This window comes from Amaricoccus tamworthensis (genome assembly GCF_049800875.1).
Lineage (GTDB): Bacteria > Pseudomonadota > Alphaproteobacteria > Rhodobacterales > Rhodobacteraceae > Amaricoccus > Amaricoccus tamworthensis.
Map to the genome: position 1 here is coordinate 271,677 of NZ_JBNAFV010000004.1, position 25,309 is coordinate 296,985.

General features: G+C 62.0%; 24 protein-coding genes and 1 tRNA gene. 11 read left to right on the top strand and 14 right to left on the bottom strand.

What is annotated here, in order from left to right:
* Positions 1 to 31: 31 nt before the first annotated feature.
* The 4 genes from ACP15P_RS10245 to ACP15P_RS10260 are packed head-to-tail and all read left to right on the top strand — an operon-like array spanning position 32 to position 3,937.
* Positions 32 to 1,162, top strand: a complete 1,131-nt coding sequence (locus tag ACP15P_RS10245) for an ABC transporter ATP-binding protein (RefSeq protein WP_424928355.1) — start codon at positions 32 to 34, stop codon at positions 1,160 to 1,162.
* A complete protein-coding gene (locus ACP15P_RS10250) occupies positions 1,162 to 2,082 on the top strand; it encodes an ABC transporter permease (RefSeq protein WP_424928356.1) in 921 nt (306 codons plus the stop codon). Before ACP15P_RS10245 ends, ACP15P_RS10250 begins: the two co-directional genes overlap by 1 nt.
* Entirely contained in the window at positions 2,082 to 2,912 is an 831-nt protein-coding gene (locus ACP15P_RS10255; protein ID WP_424928357.1) for an ABC transporter permease, read from the top strand. Before ACP15P_RS10250 ends, ACP15P_RS10255 begins: the two co-directional genes overlap by 1 nt.
* Positions 2,909 to 3,937, top strand: a complete 1,029-nt coding sequence (locus tag ACP15P_RS10260) for an extracellular solute-binding protein (protein WP_424928358.1) — start codon at positions 2,909 to 2,911, stop codon at positions 3,935 to 3,937. The genes ACP15P_RS10255 and ACP15P_RS10260 overlap by 4 nt, the downstream gene beginning before the upstream one ends.
* 54 nt (positions 3,938 to 3,991) lie before the next feature.
* On the opposite strand, the gene ACP15P_RS10265 is transcribed toward ACP15P_RS10260, so the two are convergent.
* From ACP15P_RS10265 to ACP15P_RS10300, 8 genes are all read right to left on the bottom strand, one after another.
* A complete protein-coding gene (locus ACP15P_RS10265) occupies positions 3,992 to 5,002 on the bottom strand; it encodes a histone deacetylase family protein (RefSeq protein WP_424928359.1) in 1,011 nt (336 codons plus the stop codon).
* Complete coding sequence (locus ACP15P_RS10270) at positions 4,999 to 5,478, bottom strand: GNAT family N-acetyltransferase (RefSeq protein WP_424928360.1); 480 nt, start codon at positions 5,476 to 5,478, stop codon at positions 4,999 to 5,001. Before ACP15P_RS10270 ends, ACP15P_RS10265 begins: the two co-directional genes overlap by 4 nt.
* Before the next feature lie 9 nt (positions 5,479 to 5,487).
* A complete protein-coding gene (gene kce / locus ACP15P_RS10275; protein ID WP_424928361.1) occupies positions 5,488 to 6,414 on the bottom strand; it encodes a 3,5-dioxohexanoate:acetyl-CoA acetone transferase in 927 nt (308 codons plus the stop codon).
* A 9-nt stretch (positions 6,415 to 6,423) separates the two neighbouring features.
* Positions 6,424 to 7,791: an aminotransferase family protein gene (locus ACP15P_RS10280; protein ID WP_424928362.1), complete on the bottom strand. Its 1,368-nt coding sequence runs from the start codon at positions 7,789 to 7,791 to the stop codon at positions 6,424 to 6,426.
* Positions 7,788 to 8,558, bottom strand: coding sequence for an amino acid ABC transporter ATP-binding protein (locus ACP15P_RS10285; RefSeq protein WP_424928363.1), 771 nt, complete (start codon positions 8,556 to 8,558; stop codon positions 7,788 to 7,790). The genes ACP15P_RS10280 and ACP15P_RS10285 overlap by 4 nt, the downstream gene beginning before the upstream one ends.
* Before the next feature lie 18 nt (positions 8,559 to 8,576).
* A complete protein-coding gene (locus tag ACP15P_RS10290; protein ID WP_424928364.1) occupies positions 8,577 to 9,233 on the bottom strand; it encodes an amino acid ABC transporter permease in 657 nt (218 codons plus the stop codon).
* A gap of 18 nt (positions 9,234 to 9,251) precedes the next feature.
* Positions 9,252 to 9,899 carry an amino acid ABC transporter permease gene (locus ACP15P_RS10295; protein ID WP_424928365.1) on the bottom strand — a complete coding sequence of 216 codons (648 nt, stop codon included), beginning with the start codon at positions 9,897 to 9,899 and terminating at the stop codon, positions 9,252 to 9,254.
* A 116-nt stretch (positions 9,900 to 10,015) separates the two neighbouring features.
* Positions 10,016 to 10,789 (bottom strand): transporter substrate-binding domain-containing protein, encoded by a 774-nt coding sequence (locus tag ACP15P_RS10300; RefSeq protein WP_424928366.1) that lies wholly within the window; start codon positions 10,787 to 10,789, stop codon positions 10,016 to 10,018.
* Between the two features lie 143 nt (positions 10,790 to 10,932).
* On the opposite strand from ACP15P_RS10300, the gene ACP15P_RS10305 reads away from it, so the two are divergent.
* Positions 10,933 to 11,892 (top strand): LysR family transcriptional regulator, encoded by a 960-nt coding sequence (locus ACP15P_RS10305; protein WP_424928367.1) that lies wholly within the window; start codon positions 10,933 to 10,935, stop codon positions 11,890 to 11,892.
* Between the two features lie 135 nt (positions 11,893 to 12,027).
* Here the strand turns inward: ACP15P_RS10305 and ACP15P_RS10310 are convergent.
* The 3 genes from ACP15P_RS10310 to ilvA all read right to left on the bottom strand — a co-directional run bounded on the left by ACP15P_RS10310 (position 12,028) and on the right by ilvA (position 14,202).
* Positions 12,028 to 12,103, bottom strand: a tRNA-Thr gene (locus ACP15P_RS10310).
* Between the two features lie 70 nt (positions 12,104 to 12,173).
* The gene (locus ACP15P_RS10315) at positions 12,174 to 12,935 is read right to left on the bottom strand and encodes an alpha/beta fold hydrolase (protein ID WP_424928368.1); all 762 of its coding nucleotides are present in this window, start codon (positions 12,933 to 12,935) and stop codon (positions 12,174 to 12,176) included.
* 7 nt (positions 12,936 to 12,942) lie between these two features.
* Positions 12,943 to 14,202 carry a threonine ammonia-lyase IlvA gene (gene ilvA / locus ACP15P_RS10320; protein ID WP_424928369.1) on the bottom strand — a complete coding sequence of 420 codons (1,260 nt, stop codon included), beginning with the start codon at positions 14,200 to 14,202 and terminating at the stop codon, positions 12,943 to 12,945.
* A 116-nt stretch (positions 14,203 to 14,318) separates the two neighbouring features.
* On the opposite strand from ilvA, the gene ACP15P_RS10325 reads away from it, so the two are divergent.
* Positions 14,319 to 15,977: a tetratricopeptide repeat protein gene (locus tag ACP15P_RS10325; protein WP_424928370.1), complete on the top strand. Its 1,659-nt coding sequence runs from the start codon at positions 14,319 to 14,321 to the stop codon at positions 15,975 to 15,977.
* 2 nt (positions 15,978 to 15,979) lie between these two features.
* Here the strand turns inward: ACP15P_RS10325 and ACP15P_RS10330 are convergent, their stop codons facing one another.
* On the bottom strand, positions 15,980 to 16,630 hold the full coding sequence (locus ACP15P_RS10330) for a pyridoxamine 5'-phosphate oxidase family protein (RefSeq protein WP_424928371.1): 651 nt from the start codon (positions 16,628 to 16,630) through the stop codon (positions 15,980 to 15,982).
* A gap of 61 nt (positions 16,631 to 16,691) precedes the next feature.
* Between ACP15P_RS10330 and pdxR the strand changes: the two genes are divergently transcribed.
* The 3 genes from pdxR (at position 16,692) to ACP15P_RS10345 (ending at position 20,553) form a co-directional block, all read left to right on the top strand.
* On the top strand, positions 16,692 to 18,128 hold the full coding sequence (gene pdxR / locus ACP15P_RS10335; protein ID WP_424928372.1) for a MocR-like pyridoxine biosynthesis transcription factor PdxR: 1,437 nt from the start codon (positions 16,692 to 16,694) through the stop codon (positions 18,126 to 18,128).
* A gap of 104 nt (positions 18,129 to 18,232) precedes the next feature.
* Positions 18,233 to 20,215, top strand: a complete 1,983-nt coding sequence (locus tag ACP15P_RS10340; RefSeq protein ID WP_424928373.1) for a bifunctional 2',3'-cyclic-nucleotide 2'-phosphodiesterase/3'-nucleotidase — start codon at positions 18,233 to 18,235, stop codon at positions 20,213 to 20,215.
* Entirely contained in the window at positions 20,212 to 20,553 is a 342-nt protein-coding gene (locus ACP15P_RS10345; RefSeq protein WP_424928374.1) for a TraR/DksA family transcriptional regulator, read from the top strand. The genes ACP15P_RS10340 and ACP15P_RS10345 overlap by 4 nt, the downstream gene beginning before the upstream one ends.
* A 3-nt stretch (positions 20,554 to 20,556) precedes the next feature.
* Here ACP15P_RS10345 and ACP15P_RS10350 read toward each other — a convergent pair whose 3' ends face one another.
* Positions 20,557 to 22,158, bottom strand: a complete 1,602-nt coding sequence (locus tag ACP15P_RS10350) for an FMN-binding glutamate synthase family protein (RefSeq protein ID WP_424928375.1) — start codon at positions 22,156 to 22,158, stop codon at positions 20,557 to 20,559.
* Between the two features lie 188 nt (positions 22,159 to 22,346).
* On the opposite strand from ACP15P_RS10350, the gene ACP15P_RS10355 reads away from it, so the two are divergent.
* The gene (locus ACP15P_RS10355; protein ID WP_424928376.1) at positions 22,347 to 23,564 is read left to right on the top strand and encodes an argininosuccinate synthase; all 1,218 of its coding nucleotides are present in this window, start codon (positions 22,347 to 22,349) and stop codon (positions 23,562 to 23,564) included.
* Positions 23,565 to 23,600: 36 nt separating this feature from the next.
* On the opposite strand, the gene ACP15P_RS10360 is transcribed toward ACP15P_RS10355, so the two are convergent.
* A complete protein-coding gene (locus tag ACP15P_RS10360; RefSeq protein WP_424928377.1) occupies positions 23,601 to 24,470 on the bottom strand; it encodes a calcium-binding protein in 870 nt (289 codons plus the stop codon).
* 212 nt (positions 24,471 to 24,682) lie between these two features.
* Here ACP15P_RS10360 and msrA point away from each other — a divergent pair, with 212 nt between their 5' ends.
* Positions 24,683 to 25,288, top strand: coding sequence for a peptide-methionine (S)-S-oxide reductase MsrA (gene msrA / locus ACP15P_RS10365; protein ID WP_424928378.1), 606 nt, complete (start codon positions 24,683 to 24,685; stop codon positions 25,286 to 25,288).
* The last annotated feature ends 21 nt before the right edge of the window (positions 25,289 to 25,309 follow it).

The following is a 25,309-nucleotide window of genomic DNA, read 5'->3' on the forward strand; positions in this document are numbered from 1 at the left end:
ACTGGTCTTCTGCCGGGGCACGCGTATTTCTATGCTGCCTGAAAGGCCGCGCAATGCCCAGGAGACCTGTTTGCCTCGAAATACCGAAATCGCCATCGACGTGCGCGACGCGGTCAAACGATATGGACCATTCACGGCACTCAAAAAGATCTCCCTCTCCATCCACGACAACGAGTTTTTCACCCTGTTGGGACCGTCCGGCTGCGGCAAGACAACGCTTCTGCGGATGATTGCGGGCTTTGAGGACGTCACGGAGGGCGCGATCTTCCTCTATGGCGAGGGTATCGACGCCCTGCCCCCACACAAACGTCCCATCAACACGGTGTTTCAAAACTACGCCCTTTTTCCGCATATGAGTGTCTTGGAAAATGTGGGGTTCGGGCTGGAGATGCTCGGCAAATCAAAGGCCGAAGCCCGTGCCCGCGCCGGTGAGGCGCTGGAAATGGTGCAGTTGTCGCAGTTCGCCACCCGGATGCCATCACAGCTTTCCGGTGGTCAGCAGCAGAGGGTGGCGCTGGCCCGCGCGCTCGCACCACGGCCGAAGGTGCTGCTACTCGATGAGCCACTCTCCGCGCTCGACCTGAAACTGCGCAAGGCGATGCAGGTCGAGCTCAAGCATCTTCAGCGCGAAACCGGCATCACCTTCATCTTCGTCACCCACGACCAGGAAGAGGCGCTGACGATGTCCGACCGCATTGCGGTCATGTCGGCGGGCGAACTGCAGCAGCTGGGTGAGGCCCGCGACATCTATGAGCGCCCGCGCAACGTCTTCGTGGCCGATTTCATCGGAGAGACCAACCTGATGGAGGTCACCGTCGATGCCATAAACGGCGGCCGGGCTCAGTGTCACCTCGGCGGCGGTCACAAACTCACCTGCGACGCGGTTGAGGGAATAACACCTGGTGCCAAAGTCCACATGTCCCTGCGTCCCGAACGCCTGTTTTTGTCCGTTGAACCGGTCGAGAACGAGAGCCTGACCGGGCGGGTCCGCGAGATGATCTATATCGGCACGGATACCGCCACCATCGTTGACCTCGATGGTGGGCCGCAGTTCACCGTGCGCTCGTCCAATTCTTCCCGCGGCAACGCCCGCACCTTTGAACCCGGCACCGAGGTCGCGGTTAACATGGAGCACGGAGCCGGCCGGCTCCTCGTCGACTGATGGCGGGTGGTGCGGCAACCGGCGGATCGGTCCAGAGCGAAACCTACAGGGAGGCGCGCACGTGGCTGCTGCTGCCCGCCTGGGTCACGCTGGGTATTCTGACACTGGCGCCATTGACCATCATGCTGGTCTATTCCTTTCTGACCAAGGAATTCCGCGGCGGTGTGATCTGGGAGTTCAGTCTCGCGGCCTACGATCAGTTTTTCTTCGACCGCGGCCTGTTCGGTGACGAGCCGCCCCGCATTGAGTGGACATATATTGGCATATTTTGGCGGTCCATCTGGCAGGCCGGTGCCGCGACCGTTTTGAGCCTGCTGATCGGGTTTCCAACCGCGTATTTCATCGCGATGCGGCCGCAAAAGGAACGCGCCCTGTGGGTGTTCCTTGTCACCATCCCCTACTGGGTCAATCTGCTGATCCGGACCGTGTCCATGAAGTTCCTGCTGCGCGATGAGGGGCCGCTGAATGAGGGGCTGATGGCCATCGGCCTGATTTCCGAGCCGCTTGGCATCGTCAACACAAACCTGGCGGTGCAGCTTGGGCTGTTCTACTCCTATCTGCCCTTCATGGTCCTGCCGATCTATGCGGCGGTGGAACGCTACAATCTGGCCCTGTCCGAGGCCGCGGCGGATCTCTATGCGCCGCGCTGGACCATTCTGCGCCGGATCGTGCTGCCATCGGTACGGCCCGGGATCGTGGCCGGATGCATCCTGGTTTTTGTGCCGTCCCTGGGATCCTTCCTTGCGCCTGACCTTCTGGGCGGTGCGAAGACGTTCATGATCGGATCGCTGATCGAGGAGCAGTTCAAGGGCAATGCCGGAAACTGGCCCTTTGGCGCGGCGGCCTCCATGATCCTGCTGACAATGGTGCTGATCCTCCTGATCCTCTCGGCCCGACCCTCGCGCAAGGGAGTGCGGTAATGGCGAAACCATATGACCTGCGCCACTACCCGGGGTTTCTCGGCGTCACGTTGCTCTGCCTGCTGATCCTCTACGCACCACTCGGCGTCGTGGCCGTCTACAGTTTCAACGGGTCCCAGTCGATCACCATCTGGGAAGGCTTCTCGCTGCGCTGGTACGTGGACGTGTTCACCGGCCCCGAGAGCGCCAAGTTCAAACAGGCCGCCTGGAACAGCTTCATTATCGCAATCGTAGCGGCGACCATCGCGACCTCCATCGCCACCCTCGCGGCGACGGCCGTGCTGCGCGCCGGTAAATTCCGAATGCGAACCCTGTCCATCGGACTCATCTCCCTGCCCCTGATGGTGCCGGAGATCGTGACGGCCGTGGCAACCCTGATCTTCTTCAACGCCATTGCGTTCGAGCGCGGGCTGATGACGATCCTGCTGGCCCATATCGCCTTCTGCATACCCTTCGCCTACATGCCGATTTCGGCCCGAATGCAGGGCATTGAGGCCAGCTATGAGCAGGCCGCGATGGACCTCTACGCCACCAGGCGGCAGGCGTTTACGCGTATTCTTCTGCCCCTGATGATGCCCGGCATCGTTTCCGGCTTCATCCTCGCCTTCATCATCTCGCTAGATGACTTCATCATCACGAATTTCGTGAAAGGCGCGGGTGTCGAAACCCTGCCCACCGCTATTTTCGGTGCCGTGAAACAGGGCATTAAACCCAATATCATGGCGATTTCGACCATGCTGCTGGCCGTCTCCATCGTCATGGTAACACTGTCATGGCTCATCGGCCGCAAGGACCAAAAAAACCTGATCCAACAGAGGAAGAAAAAATGAAAAAACTGCTGACAACAGCCGCCGCACTCAGTCTCATCGCCGGGGCCGCCAGCGCGGAGGGCAAACTGGTGATCTATCACTGGTTTGAATACATGCCGCAGGACCTGCTCGAGAAATTCAGCGAGGAGCATGATGTCGAGGTCGTGATGGACACCTACGACAGCAACGAGGCCCTGCTCGCGTCTCTGAAGGCCGGGGCCATCGGAACCTATGACGTGGCGGTGCCGGGTGACTACATGGTTCAGATCATGGGCAACGAGGGCCTGCTGGATACGATTGCCGACGGCGAACTTGCCAACAAGGGCAATATCGCACCGGAATGGGCCGATCCGTCCTTCGATCCGGGCCGCGCCTCCTCCATCCCGTACCAGTGGGGATCGACCTCCTTTGCTGTCAATCGCGATGTGTATGAAGGCGATATCAACAGCACCGACATTCTGTTCAATCCACCCGAGGAACTGTCCGGCAAAATCAACATGCTCGACAGCCAGGGTGAGGTCCTCGCCATGGCCGCCCTTCACATGGACATCCCCCAGTGCTCGTCGGACCGCGACCAGTTGCGCGCGCTGAATGACATGCTCCAGAGTGCCAAGGCGCACTGGGCCTCCTTCAACTCCGACACGGCCAAGGAGGTGCTTGTCTCCGGTGACGCGGCCGCGGGCCAGATCTATGACGGTTTTGCCGCCAAGGCGCGCGCGGAAGGGGCCAATGTGGAATACGCCTTCCCGACCCAGGGCTATATCGTGTGGATGGACAATGTGGTGCTGCTGAAGGACGCGCCGAACCGTGAGAACGCGCTCCTGTTCATGGATTTCCTGCTTGAGCCCGAAAACATCGCGGCAGTCACCAACTACGCGCGTTACAACGCAGGCGTCACCGGAGTGGCCGGGTTCCTTGACCCGTCCCTGGCCGAACAGCCCGAAAGCAATCCCCCGGCCGAAGCCGGCGCGGGTGTTTTCATCGAGGTCTGCGACCAGGCCACCCAGGAAGTCTACGACCAGATCTGGACCAACCTGAAGAAGTGACACGCTTCAACCCGCCCCGGCTTGAGTGTCGGGGCGGGTGTTTGCGGCAACCGATCAGCCTTCCAGAAATGCCTGCAGGTTGGCACCGAGCGCATCGCTAAGGTAGCCGCCCTCCTGGACAAACAGCAGCGGCGCGGATTGAGCCGACAGGCGCTGGCGGATTCGTCGGAAGCCCTCTTCGGTCACGGCGAGGCCCTGAAAGGGGTCATGGATCGAGGCATCGAGACCCAGGGCGACAACAATACAGTCAGCCCCGAATGCCTCAATCCGCGCAAGCGCCACCTCAAGCGTTTCAAGCCATTCATCATCACCGGTGCCGCGGGCGAGCGGCAGATTGAGGTTCGCGCCGAGTCCCGCGCCCTCGCCACGCTCATGGGCATGGCCCCAGAAGAACGGGTAAAACCGCGCCGGATGGGCATGGATGGAGACGGTGAGCACGTCCGCCCTCTGATAGAAAATCCCCTGCGTGCCGTTGCCGTGATGCACGTCCACGTCCAGAATTGCTGGCCTGAACCCCTTATTGCGCAGCCGTTCGGCAGCGATCGCGGAGTTGTTCAGAAAACAAAACCCTCCGGCGAGGTCGGCAAACGCATGGTGCCCCGGCGGACGACAGAGCGCGTAGGTATTATTCTCGCCCCCGACCAGAAGGTCCGCACCGGTAATGGCCGTCTGCGCCGACCAGTAGGCGCTCTCCCATGTATGTTCAGAGATCGGACAGGCCGTATCGGCCTGGTGCCACCCGGCCTGGCCTATGGCCGATTTGGGGTAGCTGTCGCTACGACTGGCGGGATGAATGTTGGGGATCACCTCCGGCGCCGCGCCTTCAATACGGGACCAGCGGGCGTGGATCGTGCAAAGGAAGGTGAGATATTCCGCGGTGTGTATGGCTGCAATGGGCCCCATTCCGGCGTCCTTTGGGGCTTCAAAGGCATACCCCGCGGCTTCCGCGCCGGCTTTAAGCACGCCGATGCGTGCGGGCTGTTCCGGGCTGCGGCTCACGACGCCATTGGCCATGAAATTCTGCGGGTCGTGGCGCTGCTGGCGCGTGTCGAGAATGGCTTTCATGTCTGTCTCCGCAAGGTCTCAAAGGCCGGTCCAGGCAGGACCAGCGCGGTTTCTCCTGGTATGGTTTCAAAACCGACCCGGTCATAGAACGCACGGGCGCGGGCATTGTGATCGTGCACGATAAGGCGCAGGAACCCCGCACCCCAGAGACGCACGGCATGGTCGGATGCGGCCCGCAGAAGCGCCGGACCAAGACCCTCGCCACGGGCTTCCGGCGCGACCCAGAGATCCGAGACGAAAAGCCCCGCCGATCCTCGCCCGGTCGAGAAAAGCGGCGAGAACAGCGTCAGGCCCAGCACGGCCTCTCCCTCGGTCGCGACGCAGGCCCAGGCCGATGGCACAGGGCCAAAAAGCGCATGTTCCAGTGCGGTACGGTCGGCTCGATGGTTGTCACCAAGATCCTCCGAGAGCGCCCGCAGGCCGGTATCCAGCGCCACCAGATCCGGTTCTTCGGCCAGTTTGATGTCGAAATCCATCGCCATGGCTCAGATCGCGGTCGCCGCCGCGCCCTTGAGTCCCAGCAACGCGCGGGCCTCGTCCGGGGTGGCCGGTGTCCGGCCCATCTCCTCAACGATGCGGCGAATTTTTACGACCTGATCCGCGTTGCGTCTCGCCAGAACACCCTTGGATAGCATCAGGTTGTCCTCCAACCCCACGCGCACATGCCCACCCATCGCGGCGGCCATGCTGGCCATGGGGATCTGGTGCCGCCCGGCCGCCAACACGGAAAACGCGTAATCCGAACCAAACAGCCTGTCCGCGAGGTGTACCATGTGGGTCAGGTTTTCCGGGTCCGGCCCCATGCCGCCGAGAACGCCAAACACAAACTGGATGAAGAACGGCGGTTCAACCACGCCCCGATCCGCGAAATGACGCAGCATGGTAAGGTGGCTCATGTCGTAGCATTCAAACTCAAACCGCGCACCGCGTTCCTGGCCCAGGTCGTTCAGAATGGTCGCGATGTCGCGGGGCGTGTTCTTGAACACGAGATCATCGGAGTTTTCGAGAAACGGCTTCTCCCAGTCGTGTTTCCATTCCGTAATGCGCGCAACCGCCGGATAGAGCGCGAAGTTCATCGTACCCATGTTCAGCGAGCACATTTCCGGCGCGACGGCACGGGCGGCAGCAAGACGGTCATCGAGGGACATGACCGCGCTGCCACCGGTGGAAAGATTGAGGACCGCATCGGTCGCGGCCCTGATACGCGGCAGGAAGCCCATGAAATGCTCGACCGCCGCCGAGGGTCGTCCGGTCCGAGGGTCGCGGGCATGGAGGTGCAGGATCGCCGCACCGGCCTTCGCCGCGTCGATGGACTGCGTGGCGATCTCATCAGCCGTAATGGGCAGGTAAGGCGACATTGAGGGTGTGTGGATGGAGCCGGTGATGGCGCAGGTGATCAGGATCTTGGACATGACAGTGCCTCAGGCGGTCTCCCGCATCTCAACGGACAGCTCGGCCTCAAATCGGGTGAACGCCTGGTCGAGCAGGGCCATGATTTCCCCTATCTGTTCCCCCGTCACAATGAGCGGTGGGCAGACAAGGAAATGATCGCCCTCAAGACCGCCCCTCGTGCGCCGGGAATAGAGGATCAGGCCAAGGTCATAAGCGATTTCAACCAAGCGGTTGTAAGCGTTTAGATCACGCGGCAGAGGCGTCATCGTGGTCCGGTCCGCGACCAGCTCAAACGCGAGAAGCAGCCCCTTGCCACGCACGTCGCCGATGAAGGAATACCGCTCCATCAAACCGGTCAGTTCCGCCTTGAGCAGGTCCCCCATCCGGGCGGCGTTCCCGATCAGATCCTGTTCCTCAATCTCCTCAAGCACCGCAAGCCCCGCCGCACAGGCCATCGGATTGCCGGCATAGGTGAACCCGTGCAGGAAGCCGCCCGCATCGAGCACCGGCTCCACCAGTCGAGCGGGAGCCACGACAGCGCCCAACGGCGCATAGCCCGCGCCAAATCCCTTTGAGAGCACGGTGATATCCGGCACGACGCCGAAATGCTCCGAGGCGAGAAACCTGCCGGTACGGCCCGCCCCTGACATAACCTCGTCGAAGATAAGCAGGACGCCATATTCATCGCAAATCTCGCGGACGCGTCCGTAGTAACTGTCCGGCGCGACCAGTGCGCCGGTCGAGGCTCCACCGATGGGCTCCATCATAAAGGCCAGCACGGTCTCCCGACCCTCCGCCTCGATCCGCGTACGCAAAAGTTCGGCGTATTTCAGACCGCGCTCCTCCTCGCTCAGATCGTCGCGGTCGAGATAGGTCATCGGCGCGTCGATCTTGGGCATGCCCTCCATCATTGGCGCGAACGGCTCCCGCAGCGGGTCGTATCCCGTCAGGTCGAGCGCGCCAAAGGTGCAGCCGTGAAAGGACGGGAAGCGCGAGATGACCTTGTACCGCTGCGCGTCGCCCTGCGTGATCGCGTATTGCCGCGCAAGTTTAACCGCGCTTTCCACCGCCTCCGAACCGCCGGAAACAAAGAAAACCCGGTCGAGACCCGGCGGGCAGAGCGACACGGTTTTGGCTGCCAGATCCTCGGAAGGATGGGTGCGGAAATGCAGGCGGTAGCCGAAGGTCGCCCTGTCCATCTGCGCCTTCATCTTTGCCAGCACACGAGGATTGGAATGGCCGATATTGGAGACCATCGCGCCGGAACAGGCGTCGATATAGCGCTTGCCGCTCTCATCGAAGAGATAGATCCCCTCGCCACGGTCGAGAAACGGCCGCGGGTTGCGGGTCTGGTAAAACAGATGGCCGCCGTCCTGACCGCCTTTTTCCTCGTTCACGGCGCGTTCTCCAGATGTTTGCGGAGAAAGGCACGGGTCCGTTCCTTTTCAGGGTTTCTGAAGATCACCCCTGGTGGCCCTTCCTCCACCACAACGCCCTGATCCATGAAAAGCACCCGGTCACAGACGGCCGCCGCAAAGTCCATCTCGTGGGTGACGATGATCATCGTCATGTGCTCCTCGGCGAGCTTTTTCATGACCTGATTGACCTCATCGACCAGTTCGGGATCGAGCGCCGAGGTCGCCTCGTCAAAGAGCATGAGCTTCGGTTTCATTGCCAGCGCCCGCGCGATGGCGACGCGCTGTTTCTGCCCGCCGGAAAGCTGCGAGGGGTAATAGTCGATCCGCTCCAGCATGCCGACCTTATCAAGCTGTTCCTCCGCCACCGCATCGGCCTCCCTGTCCGACAGACCCTTCAGGAATTTCGGCGCCATCGTCACGTTCTCCCGCGCGGTCAAATGCGGGAAAAGATTGAAGTGCTGAAACACCATCCCGATGTCCTGGCGCATGGCGTTGATGTGCTTCTCGTACTGGCGGTGCGGCAGCGACTTGTTGACCTGCGTCCCGTCGAGCCAGACCTCGCCGCCTGTCAGTGGATCGAGATCGTTGATCGCGCGCAGCAACGTCGATTTGCCGGACCCGGATGGCCCGATGATCGCGACAATCTGTCCACGCGCGACGTTGAGGCTGATGTCCTTGAGCACCTCAAGTTTGCCGAAAGACTTCTGGGCGTGGCGGATCTGGACGAATTCGGGATTATCGCTCATGGAATGCCTCGCGGACTGTCAGCGTGAAAGCGAGATGCGACGCTCGATCCGGCGCTGCACCCACTCCATGCAAAGGTTGATGACGTAGTAAAAGGCCGCAGCCAGCAGGTAGAACTCAAACGGCCGGTAGGTCGCGCCGATGGCCCGCTGCGCCGACAGGGTCAGCTCGCTCACACCAATCACCGAAACCAGCGCGCTGTCCTTGAGAAGCGCGATCATGTTGTTGCCAATGGGCGGAATAACGGCGCGCACCGCCTGGGGCACCACGACCTTGCGCAGCGCCTGGCCGCGACTGAGACCCACGGTCCGGGCGGCCTCCATCTGGCCCTTGTCCACCGAAAGGATCGCGGTCTGGATCAGCTCGGAATTGTACACCGCGAAGTGCAACCCCAAACCGATCACACCGGCCACGAAGGCGGGCAGATCGACGCCGATCTGCACCAGTCCAAAATAAATCAGGAAAAGCTGCAGCAGCAGCGGAGTACCCATAAACACAAACTCGACCACTTTGAACGGCCAGCGGATCACGGCCGGAGCATAGAGCGCCACTACCGCAAATAAGATACCGCCAAAAAAGCTCAAGAGAGCGGCCGCGACCGTGATGCCGATGGTCCACAGACCGCCTAGCAGAACGATGTCGAGATATTTCGGAATGACCGTGAAATCGAGGCCCATGGGTTACATCCTTCGCGGTCAGGTGATCTGCACACGCCGGTCAAGCCAGGCCACCGCCCGTCCCGTCGCGTAGATGATGATGATGTAAAGGATGCCCGCGAGCAGGAACATTTCAAAGGGCTTGTAGGTCGAGCCGATATAGCGCTGCGCCGTATAGGTAAGCTCCACAACCGAAATCGCCGCGACGAGTGCGGTGGACTTGATCAGCATGTTGAGATTGACACCGAGTGGCCGCACCATCAGCCGCGCCGCCTGTGGCAGGGTCACCTTGTAGAACCCCTGGAACTGGCTCAGGCCGAGCGTCCGGGCCGCCTCACGCTGGCCCTTGTCGATGGAAATGATCGCCCCGCGGATCGTCTCCGTCATGTAGGCGCCGACATTTACGCCCAGCCCGATGACGCCGGCCTCAAAGGCTTCGAGCTGGATCCCGACCTGCGGCCCGCCGAAGTAGAGGATGAAGAGCTGGATCAGCGCCGGGGTCCCGCGAAAAACGCTGACATAGGCCGCGCCTATGAAACGCAGCACCCTGAACCGCGACAGCCGCGCCGCCGCCCCGAGTGCACCCATGGCAAGCCCCAGAAGCGCGGTCAGAACCGAAAGCTGGATGGTAACAAGGGCCGCCTCCAGAAAGAACGGGTAGACCCGGAGCATCAGGTCGGTGTCCATCAGACCCCCTTTGGATCAGCGGCGCGGAAAGGTGTGGTGGAAGCGGCGCATGAAATTGGCGCAGCATCCCGGTGGCACCGCGCCCGAAAGGACGCAGTGACCTCAGTTCATCCGGCTCAGCGGATGTCCGCGCCGACCCATTCTTCCGCAATGGCCAGGTAGGTGCCGTCTTCCATCATGGAATCGAGTGCCTCCTGCATTGCGGCGGCAAGTTCCGGATTGCCCTCACGGATCGCGATACCCGCGCCAAAGGGCTCGGTGGTGGGATCAGCGAACATCTCGAACTCCTGACCCTTCTCGCCCATGGCAAGGATCGCGGCGATGGAGTCGTTCACGATCGCGTCGACGCGTCCGTTCTCCAGCTCCAGCAGTAGCTCGGGCAGGCCCTTGTAGGTGTTGATGTCGTAGCCCTTCTCACGCGCCCAGGCCTCGTGGGTTTCGCCCAGCGTCAGGCCGACCTTCACTCCGTCCAGATCCTCAAGGCTGGCGATCCCGGATCCCGGCTGGGTGAAAATGGCGCGCTTGTCAGAGTAGTAGGGCCCGACGAAATCCACGACCTCGTCACGTTCCTCGGTGATGGTCATGGAACCAACAATCGCATCATATTTGTTGGCCAGCAGCCCTCCGATGATCCCGTCCCAGGCTGTGGTCACGATTTCGGCCTCAAGGCCCATCCGTTTGGCGATCTCGGTGCCGATGGCCGGGTCGAAACCCACGACCTCGTTCTGGTCATTGACGAAGTTAAACGGCGGATAGGCCCCCGACATCGCGATGCGGATCACGCCGTTTTCCTTAAGCGTTTTAAGCTCCTCAGCAGCGGCAGCAAAGCCGACCGTGGCAAAGGCGGCGGCAAGAACGGTGGATTTCAGGATGGTGCGGCGTGACGTCATTTCGGTCTCCATGTTGGATCATCTGTCCGCGGGCCGAACGCCCGGGAAGGTTGGCGGATTGATTCCGCTCTGCAGCGGAAGCCTTGCATTTGCCGAATCATCGTGCAAATAAATAATCAAAATCATCATCATAGATCTGGTCTATGCAGCCACCCGATACCGGCCGTTTCCCCTGGAACCTCGACTGGAACCTCCTGCGCACCTTCATCGTCGTGGTGGAACAGCGCGGCATCTCCAAAGCCGCCGGTGTCCTTGGCCTCAAACAGCCGTCAGTCTCCGCCGCCCTGAAGCGTCTTGAAACGGCGGTGGGCAAACGGCTCATCATCCGCAAACCCAACGAGTTCGTCGTCACCCGCGCCGGCCAGCGTCTCTACTCGGAATGCACCGAAATATTCAGCACCGTCTCGCAGCTGCCCACGGTTCTCAGCGAGGAGGTCGCGGAACTGCGCGGCCACCTGTCCTTCGTGGTCACCAGTTCCGTCAGTTCCACCCATTTCGACGACATGCTGCACGGCTTTGCATCGGCCCATCCCGGCGTCACCTACTCGTTTGACGTGCAGGAGAGCGATGAGGTCGAGAGCATGATCGCCCGCAACCGCGCCAGCTTCGGCATCTGTCTGCTCTCCACCCTGCCCGGCAGCCTCAACCGGGTTGAACTCTACCGCGAGTTCTTTGGCCTCTACTGCGGCCCGCGCCACCCGCTGTTCAACGCCGCTACCGTCTCGCCCGCCGACCTCGAAGGCGAGCCCTTCGTGGCCTTCCAGACCGAAACACCCAGCGGCCCGCTTGAGCAGGTCTCCCGTCTGCGCCACCGGCTCAAACTCTCCCCGCAATGGCGCGGCGTGTCGTCCAGCCTGAACGAAATCCGCCGCATGATCATCGCCGGCATCGGCATCGGCGCCCTTCCGGTCCACGTCGCCCAACAGGACGTCACCGCCGGCCGCATCCGCCAGCTTCCCCCGTATTCCGACCTTCCCTGCATCAGCATCTACCTGATCAGCAACCCCGCCCGCCGCCTGACCGAAGCCGAAGCCGCCTTCCTCGACCACGTGCACAGATCCGTTGAGACCATTCCGGAAGGGGAAAGGGTTTATGGTGGCTGACGGTCACAACCCTTGGGGCAAACGTACAGATTGTCAGGCCGTTTGAATGAATTAAGTTTGTCAGCGGTTGCCAGACACCGGAAAGCGTTCGTCAACCCGGCCCGAACCAGTCAATACCTGTGATTTTCAGAGGAATGGTGCCCCAAGACGGACTTGAACCGCCGACCTACTATTTACGAAACAGTTGCTCTACCGACTGAGCTATTGGGGCCCGGGCGCGTAAATACACGATCCAGGTGCAGACGCAAGACCCCGAATGCACCCAAACGCCTGAGAATTCCTTAATCGAGAAACGACTTCACCGCTTCCAGAAACGGCCGTGGCGCTTCCGCGTGGAGCCAGTGACCGGCACCTCGCACGCTCTCAAACGTGGCCTGCGGGAACAGCGCCCGAATGGCATCATGGTCAGCCTCATCGACGTAGTCGGACGCACCGCCGGTCAAAAAAAGCGCCTCGCCGTCGAATGTGCCCCCGATGTCGGGAAATCCCATTATTTTTGGCATTTCGCGCTCCAGAACATCGAGGTTCAGCTTCCACCGCGCGCCATCGCCATCAAGCGCAAGGCTTTGCAGGAAGAAGGCACGCAGCGGCGCCTCATCGACGCTGGACAGGAGCTGCGCGTCGCCATCCGAGCGCCGCTCGATCACCGACAGGTCCACGGCCTTCATGGCTTCCACGTAAGGTAGCTGCGAATGGGAATACTGTTTCGGCGCGATATCCGCCACGATCATCCGACCGACGCGTTCAGGCGCCGTCAGGGCCAGAACCATCGCGGCCTTGCCGCCCATGGAATGACCCAGAACATCGGCCTGCCCGCCAAACCCGTCTATTACCTCCGCCAGATCCCCGGCCATGGCCTCGTAACCGTTGACATCGGCCCAGCGGCTGTCGCCATGGTTGCGCATGTCGACCGCCACCACCTGGCGGTCCGCAGCCAGCCGCTTGCCAATCGCGCCCCAGTTGCGCGCGGAGCCGAACAGCCCATGCACAATCATAAGCGGCAACCGATCCGTCGGCTGTCCATGTACGACAGTATTCAGCATGATGTCCTCATACGATAAGACTGGTGATCACCGTGTCATCGGTGATGTCCTGGAAGGTGAAACCACCCTCCAACATCCTCTGTTCCAGATCGGCGAAATTTACCCGGGCAGAGCTTTCAATCCCGAGCAAAATCGATCCAAAATTCCGCGCCGATTTTTTCAGGTATTCAAACCGCGAAATGTCGTCATCGGGCCCCAGCAGGTTCAGAAAATCCCTCAGCGCTCCCGGCCTCTGCGGCAGGCGCAGGATGTAGTATCGCTTCAGTCCCTCCCAGCGCAGCGCGCGTTCCTTCAAGTCCGGCAAACGCTCAAAGTCGAAATTCCCGCCGGAGACCACCGCAACCACGGTTTTGCCCGTCAGGTCGTCATAATCGCGCAGCGCGTCGATCGACAGCGCCCCGGCCGGTTCCAAAACCACGCCCTCCACATTGAGGAATTCCAGCATGGTGGCACATATGCGGTCCTCCGCCACCCGTGTGACCGCATCGGGCGACAGATGCTTGAGCCGTTCGAAATTGATGTCACCTATCCGGGCAACAGCGGCCCCGTCCACGAAGTTGTCGACCGCCTCCAGCGTCACCGGCCCGCCCTGCTCCAGCGCCCGCGTCAGGCTCGGCGCGCCCACGGGCTCGACCAGACGCAGTTCCGTGTCACCGGGCATTTTCCCGACCAGCGTGGCGGACCCGGAAGACAGCCCACCACCGCCCACGGGAAGAACCATGATGTCGGGCACCACTCCCTCCGGCATCTGGCGAAATACCTCCAGCGCACAGGTCGCCTGGCCCTCGATCACATCCGCGTCGTCATAGGGCGGCAGAAAAACGGCATTATTCTCCGCACAGAACGACTGCGCGGCCTCGAGCGTGTCATCGAAATAGTCGCCCACCAGACGGATTTCGACCTGACCGTCTCCAAACTGGCGCGTTTTGCCGATCTTCTGCTGCGGGGTCGTGACGGGCATGAAGATCACGCCATTCACACCAAAATGTTTGCAGGCGAACGCCACACCCTGGGCGTGGTTGCCTGCCGAGGCACAGACGAAAACCCGCCGTCCCGCATCGGCCTCCAGCGCCTTGCGCATGGCGTTAAACGCGCCCCGGATCTTGTAGGAGCGCACCGGTGAAAGATCTTCGCGCTTAAGCCAGATATCCGCGCCGTAATAAGCCGACAGATACACGTTGCGCTGCAATGGCGTCGGATCAAACAGATCCCGCAATGCGGCCTCGGCCCGCTCAACTCCCGACAGAAAACCCGTACCGTGTCCCATTTCTGCGGGCTAGCATGGTTTTTCAGGCTGGACCAGTACGCTTGAGACCGGACGTGGAGGTTTCCCGAAGGCCAACGTCGCCTATGATACCCCCCACGGAATCGGGGGAGCGCAAAATGACCTATTACGACACGGGCCGATACAGCCGCAAAGTCACCACCACCTCCCCGGAGGCGCAGCTCTGGTTCGACCGCGGCCTCAACTGGATCTGGGCCTATTTCCACGAGGAAGCCGTAAGGTGTTTTCAGAACGCCATCAAAGCCGATCCCGGTTGCGCGATGGCGCACTGGGGTGTCGCCTATGCCAGCGGTCCGAACTACAACCTGCCCTGGCATTTGCGTGACGCGACCATGAAACGTGACAGCCTCGCCACGGCATATGACGCGACCTCCACCGCCATGGCCCTGATCGACCGCGTCACACCGCCCGAGGCTGCCGTGATCCGCGCCCTCACCGCCCGTTTCCCCCAGCGTGATCCGGATGACGGGAAAACCATGCATGGCTGGAACGCGGCTTTTGTGACCGCCATGAAGACCGTCCACAACACCTGGCCTGACGACCATGATATCCGTGCCGCCTATGCCGAAGCGATCATGAACCTCACCCCCTGGCGGATGTGGGACCAGACCACCGGGCAGCCGGCGGAAGGGGCCGGAACCGTGGAGGCACAACGCGTGCTGGAAGAAGCCCTTAACAACGATCCTGCCGCGATTCGGCACCCCGGTCTGACACATCTCTACGTCCATCTGATGGAAATGTCGCCAACGCCGGAAAAGGCCCTGAAGGCCGGTGACGTCCTGCGCGGCCTGATCCCCGACGCCGGGCACCTGATCCACATGCCCACGCATATCGACATCCAGTGCGGCCACTACCACAATGTCGTTCACTGGAATGAGGCGGCCATCCGTGCGGATGCCAAAGCCCTTGAGCGCAATGGCGTATTCAACATCTACACCGGCTACCGCATCCACAACTATCATTTCGCCGTCTACGGCGCGATGTTTCTCGGTCGTTTCGAGCCTGCCTGGTCTCTGGCCCGCGAACTGGTGGCGATCACGCCGGAGGACATCCTGCGCATTGAGTCGCCCCCCTTCGCGGATTTCTATGAAAGCTATCTCGCCATCTGGGTCCACGTCCTGATCCGTTTCGGCCGCTGGCGTGAGATCATCGCGGAACCGCTGCCCGCCGAGCCCGCGCTATACACCAACCTCACCGCAACTTTGCACTACGCCAAAGGCGTGGCCCACGCGGCCCTCGGAGAGGTCGAAGCCGCCCTGCGCGCCCGCGATGACTTTCAGGCCGCCCGTGCGCTGGTCTCCGACAAACGCCGGATGCACAACGTCCTCTGCCAGGAACAGCTGGCTGTGGCCGACGCCATGCTCGACGGCGAGATCGAATACCGCCGCGAAAACTACGATCTGGCCTGGGAACGCCTGCGTGACGCCATCGCGCTGGAGGACGCCCTGCCCTATGATGAACCCTGGGGCTGGATGCAGCCCACCCGCCACGCGCTCGGCGCGCTCCTGCTGGAACAGGGCCACGTCGCTGAAGCCGAAGCCGTCTACCGCGAGGATCTCGGCCTCGGCGGCACGCTAACCCGCGCCCAGGTCCATCCCGACAATGTCTGGAGCCTGCGCGGCCTCAACGACTGCCTTGCCGCCCGCGGCGCACAGGACACACCCGAGGCCCGCCTCATCGCCCAACGTCTGACACTCGCGGAGGCCCGCGCCGACCGCCCCGTCGGCGCCTCCTGTTTCTGCGCACAGGGGGCCTGAAGTCAGAGCCGGAACGTCTTCACGTGCTCCGGCACCTCAACCCCGGGCAGATTGCGCGGGTCAGGCACGGGCTCGCCCACCTCCATCCGCACTGGCACCACCCCGGCCCAGATCGGCAGGTCGTAATCCTCCTCCTCGTCATTCGGCCCGCCTGTCCGCACCTTGGCGCTTCCTTCGGCAATCTCCATGCCCAAAACCATCGTGGCCTTGAGGTCCTGCGCGTATTCGTCACGCAAGCCCTCATACCGCCCCGGAAACAGCCCGTTGACGAACCGCGCCAGCTTCGCGTGCTTCTCCTCCGGATCCTCAACCCTGAACGCCGTCCCATAGAGAGTAACCGACCGCGAGTTGACCGAATGGTGCATCCCCGACCGTGCCAGCACAAACCCGTCCAGGATAGCCACGCTCAGACACACCTCCGCCTCCCGCGAACTGCGCAGTGCCCGGCTGGCCGACGATCCGTGCCAGTAGACGTGGTTTCCCTCCCGCCACTGCAGCGTCGGCGTCACGAAAGGCTTGCCATCGATCACATACCCCACGCCGCACATGGGCTGGGCGTCGAGGATCGCGTTGATCGTCTCACGGTCGAAATGACCGCGCTGATGGGATCTGCGCAGGCGGGTGCGGTCGGTGACGGTGAGTGTATCTGACATTGTCCTGGTCCGTTTCTCTCTCTTGCGGGACGGGTGATGCCGCGATATTGGCTTTATGAAAATGTCCAATTTTGCAAAATATGATCAGTCCAATCTCAATCGCGACCTGTTCGGGCTCACTCTCGACCCGAACGGCACCACCACGCTCCAGACGCAGCTCATAGAGGCCCTGCGCGGCATCATCACATCCACGCCCGGCCATGCCGGCACCCGCCTTCCCGCCAGCCGCGCGCTCGCAACGGAGCTTTCCGTCTCCCGCACCACGGTTCAGGTCGCCTATGACCAGCTGATCAGCGAGGGCTACCTGGTCTCCCGACGCGGCAGCGGCACCTTCGTCGCTGAAAACGTCAGCCACCTCACATCTCCGCTCCAGCGACAACCCACCCAACGCCCGAGGGTCTCCCAGTGGCGGCCCTTCCAGACCGGCATCCCGGACCCGTCCCTGCTTCCCCATGCCCAATGGGCGCAGCACCTCGAACGCGCCTGGACCAAACCCGAGCCCGATCTGCTGGGCCGCGCCGACCCCTGCGGTTGGTACCCGCTGCGCGCTGCGATCTCCGACCACCTCGCCGCCTGGCGGCATCTGACCTGCGACCCGGAACAGGTGCTCATCACCTCCGGCGCCCGCGAGTCGCTTGAGATCATTTTCAGCGGCCTGTTCGCACCCAGCCAAACCGTCGCCATCGAGGACCCCTGCTGGCCCCGGACCCGTGAGGTGCTCGAAGCCACCGGCGCCGTACCCCATTCAGTGCCCATCGACGCAGACGGCCTCAACCCGGAGGGTTTCCCCGACCGGTCCGCCGCCGTGATCGTTACCCCTTCACGCCACTACCCGACCGGACGCAGCCTTCCCCTGCCGCGCCGCGTCACCCTTCTTGATTGGGCCAAACGCACCGGCGGGCTGATCATCGAAGACGACTACGACAGCGAGTTCCGCTACCAGGGCCACCCGCTGCCATCATTCGCCGGCCTCGACGGCCTGCAAAACACGATTTACCTCGGCAGTTTCTCCAAACTCATCAGCCCGGCCCTCCGCATCGGGTACCTCGTTCTGCCCAGACACCATCTCCCGCAAGCCCGCGTCTTCCTCGAACGCACCGGCCCCTGCGCCTCGCTTATCCCGCAACCGGCACTCGCCACCTTCATGTCGAGCGGCGACTACGCCATCCATCTCCGCCGTATTCGCCGCATCTACGCGCAGCGCCAGGCGCATCTGCTCTCCTGTCTTTTGCCGCTCCCGGATCTTCTGGAAATCAACCCGGACCCGGCGGGCATGCACCTCTGTCTGCCCCTGAAACCAAAGCTCTCGGACCGGGTCAGCGACAGGCATATCAGCCAACAGGCCCGCGACGCGGGTCTCTCAGTGGCCGCACTGTCGTCTCACAGCACGCAACCCGACCCACCCCAGGCCCTGCTTCTGGGATACGCGGCATTCGATGAGGACCGCCTCACCGCAGCCAGCGAAACACTGATCAAAATCCTGCGCGACATCGCCTGACATCCCGCGAAACGGACATACTCCCGTTACGACAATCGGCCTCGATTCCGCCTTCGCCATGTGCCATCATCTCGCCCAGTTCAGCCAAAACCCCGGGGATCACCATGGCACATGTCTCACCCGCAACCCTCTCACGCCGCCGCTTCATTGGCACCGCCGCCGCTCTCGGAGGTTACACCATCCTGCACCCGTTTTCCGTCCAGGCCGCCGCAGGCCAGGCCCATCTGCGTATTCTCTCGACCACCGACCTGCACTGCCACGTCTACCCTTACGACTACTACGGCGACCAGCCGAGCGACACCGTTGGTCTCTCCCGCACCGCGTCGATCGTGGAAAACATCCGGGCCGAGGCCACGAACACCATCACTGTCGACAACGGTGACTACCTCCAGGGCAACCCCATGGGCGACTACATCGCCTATGAAAAGGGCATGAACGAGGGCGACATTCACCCCATTATCGCGGGCATGAACGCCCTCGGCTACGACGCCGGAACGCTGGGCAACCACGAGTTCAACTACGGCGTGGAGTTCATGGACAAGGTGAATGCGGGCGCCGAATTCCCCATCGTCTGCTCCAACTTTGCCCACAGCCTCGGCGCCACGCCGCTTGAGGACGAACTGCACCTCGAGCCCTTCGTGATCCTCGACCGCGAAATCACCGACGGCAACGGCGAGAGCCACCCCATCCGCGTCGGTCTGATCGGTTTCGTCCCGCCCCAGATCATGCTCTGGGACCGCTCGCACCTTGAGGGAAAATACGCCACCCGCGACATCATTCAGGCCGCCGAAGCCTGGGTTCCCGTCATGCGCGAACAGGGAGCCGACATCGTTGTGGCTCTTTGCCACTCGGGCATCACGCCGGGCGAGATCACTGAAAACATGGAAAACGCGGCGCTCCAGGTCGCGGGCATCGACGGCATCGACGCCGTGGTCTCCGGCCACCACCACCGCGTCTGGCCCAGCGGGGATTTCGAGGGCGAGGGCATCGATCAGGAGGCCGGCACCCTCATGGGCAAACCCGCCACCATGGCCGGTTTCTGGGGCTCGCACATGGGCCTGATCGACCTTCTGCTGGAACGCGACGGCGACGGCTGGAAAACCGTATCGTTCGAATCCTCTGCCCGCCCGATCTACCAACGCGGAGAAGACCGCAAGGTCCAGGCTCTGGTGGAGGACTACGCCCCCACACTGGAAGCGACCGCAGAAGCCCATGCCGAAACCCTCGAATACGTGCGTGCCGAGGTCGGTACCACCGAGGCCCCGCTGCAGTCCTATTTCGCCGTGGTCTCCGACGACCCCTCCGTCCAGGTCGTCAGCCAGGCCCAGGCCTGGTACGTCACCGAACTGATGAAGGGCACCGAATGGGAGGGCCTGCCCGTCCTCTCCGCCGCTGCGCCCTTCAAATCCGGCGGCCGTGGCGGCCCGGACTACTACACGAACGTTCCCGCAGGCCCCGTCGCCATCAAAAACGTGGCCGACGTCTACCTCTACCCCAACACGCTCCAGGTCGTGGCCATAAAGGGCTCGGACGTGCGCGAATGGCTGGAACGCTCCGCAGGCATCTTCAATACGATCACCCCGGGCGAGAAGGACCAGACACTGATCGACCCGACCTTCCCCGCCTATAATTTCGACACGATCGACGGCGTGACCTACCAGATCGATGTCACCCAGCCGCCGCGCTATGACGGTGACGGGGCTCTTATCAATCCCGACAGCCACCGCATCACCGATCTGCAGTACAATGGCGCGCCGATTGATGAGGACCAGACCTTCATCGTGGCGACCAACAACTATCGCGCCGGTGGCGGCGGCAGCTTCCCGGGCGCGGATGGCTCCACCGTGATCCTGCGCGCGCCGGACACCAACCGGGATGTAATCGTGCGCTATATCGTGGACCGGGGCACGATCTCGCCCGCCTCTGACGGCAACTGGAAGCTTGCTCCCGCCGGCGGCGCCACCGTGGTTTACGACACCGGCCCGGCCGCGCTGGAGTACCTCGATGACGTCAAATCCCGTGGTCTCGACATCGAACCAGCAGGTGACGCACCGGACGGGTTCGCCCGCTACCGCATCTCCCTTTGACGGAGGAGGAGCGCAACACCCTGCGCGGCGTCATCGCCGCGCGGATCTCCCAACTGGAACAGGAGAGCGCCGCCGCCGAAAACCTGGCCGAGGACATCACCCTCGACCAGCAGAGCGTCGGCCGCCTCTCCCGCATGGACGCCATCCAGCGCAGGGCCATGGCCGACGCCACCGCCCAACGACGCCAGGCTGAACTGCAACGCCTGCGCAAAACACTCTTGGATATCGACGACGAAGACTTCGGCTACTGCACCGATTGTGGCGAGCCCATCGCCATGGCCCGCCTGAAGATCAATCCCACGCTCACGCGCTGCGCCGAATGCACCCGCGGTGCATGAGGCTCAGTCTACCGGACTGAATGACTCCGCCCGCGCCCGGTTCCAGCGCTGCAGATATCCTAGCTGATCCGGCTCGCCGCGCAGCAAAAACCCTTCCGGCATGTAGGGAAACGCCTCGCTGCCCTCGATCATGGACTTGTCGCTCTGGCGCAGCATGAAGTGACGCGGCAGGAATGAACTGGGATGCCCCAGCCCCGCCGCACCGGTCATCTCGCCAAGCGCCCGCATGGTGTTGCGATGGAAATTCGTGACGCGCACCGCCTTGTCATCCACCACAAGCGCCCTCTGGCGCAGCGGATCCTGCGTGGCGACACCCACTGGACAGGCATTTGTGTGGCAGGCCTGCCCCTGAATACAGCCAATAGCAAACATGAACCCCCGCGCGGAGTTGATCCAGTCCGCGCCGAGCGCCAGCGTCCGGGCAATGTCAAAGGCCGAGATCATCTTGCCGGCCGCACCAATGCCAACCTGACTGCGCAGCCCAGCCCCGCGCAGGGAGTTGTGCACAAAGGTCAGCCCCTCGATCAGCGGCATTCCCACATGGTTCGCAAACTCCAGCGGCGCGGCCCCGGTGCCACCCTCCTTGCCATCCACAGTGATGAAATCCGGCGTGATCCCCGTCTCAACCATCGCCTTCACAATGCACATGAACTCGCGCCTGTGACCGATGCAGAGCTTGAATCCCACCGGCTTTCCCTCCGACAGGGACCGAAGCTCGCCAATAAACCGCATCAATTCCAACGGCGTCGAAAACGCGCTGTGCCCCGCGGGCGAGTTGCAGTCCTCATCCATCGGCACACCACGGGCCTCGGCGATCTCCGGCGTGATTTTCGACGCGGGCAAAATACCTCCGTGACCAGGTTTCGCACCCTGGCTGAGTTTCAGCTCGATCATCTTCACCTGCGGCGAGGACGCGGTCTCCGCAAACCTCTCCGGATCAAAGCCGCCATCCGGCCGCCGGCAGCCAAAATAACCCGTACCAACCTGATAGATCAGATCACCGCCACCCTGCCGGTGATAGCGGCTGATCCCACCCTCACCGGTATTATGCGCAAAACCACCGGCCTTCGCCCCGGTGTTCAGCGCCAGAATCGCGTTTGCCGACAGCGCCCCGAAACTCATGGCCGATATGTTGTAGATCGACGCCTTGTAGGGCTGTTTGCATTCCGGCCCGCCCACATTAACGCGAAAATCCGTGTCGTCGATATGCCGTGGCGCCAGCGAATGCGTGATCCATGCATAGCCACCATCATAAACCCGTTCGCGCGTCCCAAACGGGCGCTTGTCCTCGACGCCCTTGGCCCGCTGATAGGCAATGGAGCGCAGATCCCGGCTGAACGGCTCCTCATCCTGATCGCTTTCTATCAGATACTGCCGGATCTCCGGCCGGATCCCCTCAAACAGGAACCGCATGTGTCCGACGACGGGGTAATTGCGCAAAATCGAATGGCGCGTTTGCATCAGGTCATAGATCCCGACCATAACCAGCACCACGCAAATCAAAAACGGCAGGAGAGCCCAGTCCGACCACACAACTGCCACAAGAGAGACAAGCGCCAGGCCAATGGCACCCAAAAAGGCGCCATAGCGGGCCACTGATTTCATTGCATGCACTTCTGAATTCCCGTGTTGTTCCGACCAACCGATACATTCTTCCGACAGGCGGCACCCTTGCACCTGCCGCTCGATTCGACCAGTTGAAACCCGGCTCAGCGACACGTCAGCTGCCTCACGGCTTGCCCATGCCCGCGAAAGGTTTTAGACGGCATCAAACCGCAGTTCGGGAGCGTTCCATGTCCAAACCCAAAAAAGTCGTCCTCGCCTATTCCGGCGGCCTCGACACCTCCATCATCCTGAAATGGCTTGAGATTGAATACGGCTGCGAGGTCGTGACCTTCACCGCCGATCTCGGCCAGGGCGAGGAACTGGAACCGGCCCGCAAAAAAGCCGAACTGCTGGGCGTGAAGCCCGAAAACATCTTCATCGAGGACGTCCGCGAGGAGTTCGTCCGCGATTTCGTCTTCCCCATGTTCCGCGCCAACACGGTTTATGAGGGCCAGTACCTGCTCGGCACCTCCATCGCCCGGCCCCTGATCTCCAAGCGCTTGGTGGAGATCGCGGCCGCAACCGGCGCCGATGCCGTCGCCCACGGAGCCACCGGCAAGGGCAATGACCAGGTCCGCTTTGAGCTTTCCGCCTACGCGCTCAACCCCGCCATCCAGGTAATCGCCCCCTGGCGCGAATGGGACCTGTCGAGCCGCACCAAACTGCTCGAATTCGCGGAAGCCCACCAGATCCCCATCGCCAAGGACAAGCGCGGCGAGGCCCCGTTCTCCGTCGACGCCAACCTTCTGCACACCTCATCCGAGGGCAAGGTTCTGGAAGATCCGGCCGAGGAGGCCCCCGACTACGTCTACCAGCGCACGGTCAATCCCGAGGACGCACCGGACACGCCCGAATACATCGAAATCGGCTTTGAAAAAGGTGACGCGGTCTCAATCAACGGCGTGGCCATGTCGCCCGCGACCGTCCTGACCAAACTTAACGAGCTTGGCGGCAAACACGGCGTTGGTCGCCTTGATCTGGTGGAAAACCGCTTCGTCGGCATGAAATCCCGCGGCATCTACGAGACCCCCGGCGGCACCGTCCTGCTCGAGGCCCATCGCGGCATCGAACAGATCACGCTCGACCGCGGCGCGGGCCACCTCAAGGACGAGTTGATGCCGCGTTATGCCGAGCTCATCTACAACGGCCTCTGGTACAGCCCCGAGCGCGAAATGCTTCAGGCCGCCATCGACAAAAGCCAGGAAAAGGTCTCCGGCACCGTCCGCCTGAAACTCTACAAGGGCCAGGCCGCAACCGTCGGCCGCTGGTCCGATGAGAGCCTCTATTCCGAAGCTCACGTCACCTTCGAGGAGGACGCCGGTGCCTACGACCAGAAGGACGCGGCAGGCTTCATTAAAATCAACTCCCTCCGCCTGCGCCTGCTCGCGGCACGGGACAAGCGGTAAACGAACGCGCCCGGTTTTCCGGCCGGGCGCACACGCTCAGAACAGGAAATCAGCGGCGCTGATATCGTCCTTCAGAACATCCTCCAGCACGATCCGATCGTCGCCGGAGCGGATGACAAGGCCGTAGTCCTTCTGCCGCACCGACAGGTCATCGAACCCGTCAAAGCCGATCATGCGGATCAGATCGGACCCGTCGTGGAAATCGGTGACTCGGTCCCCATCGGCCTGGCCCTTGCGGAAGACGAACGTGTCCGCCCCGCCACCGCCGGTCAAAACGTCACTTCCCTTGCCACCGTCGAGCCTGTCCCGCCCCGAGCCGCCGCGCAGGTCGTCATCCCCCCTGCCACCCCACAGTTTGTCTGATCCGCCCTTGCCGCGCAGAACATCATCACCCCGATCACCGTTGAGAAAATTCTTCCCGCCGTTCCCGGCAATCCGGTCGTCCCCATCCAGACCACGAATTTTCGCCGCGCTGTTGAGCGTCACGTCATCAATATCGACCCGGTCGTTTTTATTGGACAGCCTGACCTCGGTAACATCATCAAAGATCGGCCCGTAAATTGCCTTAAGTGCGGACTTGCTTTCGACATTTCCATGAATATCAAACTGATCAATCAGATCCTCAAGACTCGAGTCCATACCCTTGATTTCAAGAATTTCTTTCCCTTTATCGTCCTCGAGAATGATCGAACTTATATCGCCGGTGTTCCACTCATCCCCACCGCGTATCTCCCGGTAGAAGTCGCCGCTAATGATGATTGAGCCACCGGATGCTGTCTCTTCGGTGAAACTGTCGTAACGGCCGGTCGGAAACGCTGACTCCGTTGCAAGTTCCCAAATGTCGGTGTCCCTGATCGAGAACCCGGATTTGACCGCCTTGGCGGCATTGAAAACGACCTTGCTCATATCGTTCCTTACGTCAATTTCCCAAAACAGGCAGAGAGTTATCCGTCACACCTCAATGAATTGATAAATTCTGGTGCGGCCCGTGGCCGTATCACCAACAACCGGTTAACGCCGCAGCCAGCACGGCCATGTCCTCACCGCCTGTTTACTTGCCGCATGACCGGACTTCGCCTTGAATGGCAGCCCCATGAACGGTGAAAGAGGATCGAGTTATGAAATCCACCCACCTGGCGGCCCTGCTGGCCGCAACCGTGCTCAGTACGACCGTGCAGGCCCAGACACTGGAAACGGCCATTTTTGCGGGTGGATGTTTCTGGTGCGTTGAATCCGATTTCGACAAGGTCGAGGGCGTAATGTCCACCACCTCCGGTTATACCGGCGGCGACCTTGAGGAACCGACATACGAGCAGGTCTCCAAAACCGAGACCGGCCATTACGAGGCGGTTCAGATCACCTACGACGCCGACGAAGTGAGTTATGAGGAGCTTCTGCACGTCTTCTGGCGCAGCGTTGATCCCACCGATGCGGGTGGCCAGTTCTGTGACCGGGGCAACAGCTACCGCACCGCGGTCTTCGCCGCCAACACCGACCAGGCCCGTATCGCCAAGTCGTCCCGCAAGGAGGCCGCAAACGATCTCGGCCAGGACATCGTGACCCCAATCCTCGCGGCCTCAACCTTCTGGCCGGCTGAGGAATACCACCAGGACTACTACCAGAAAAACCCGGTCCGTTATCGCTACTACCGTTTCAGCTGCGGCCGCGACGGCCGGGTCAAGGAACTCTGGGGCGACGCGGCCTACAGCGGCGTCCACTCGTAACGGCCCCACAGGTCCGGTTTG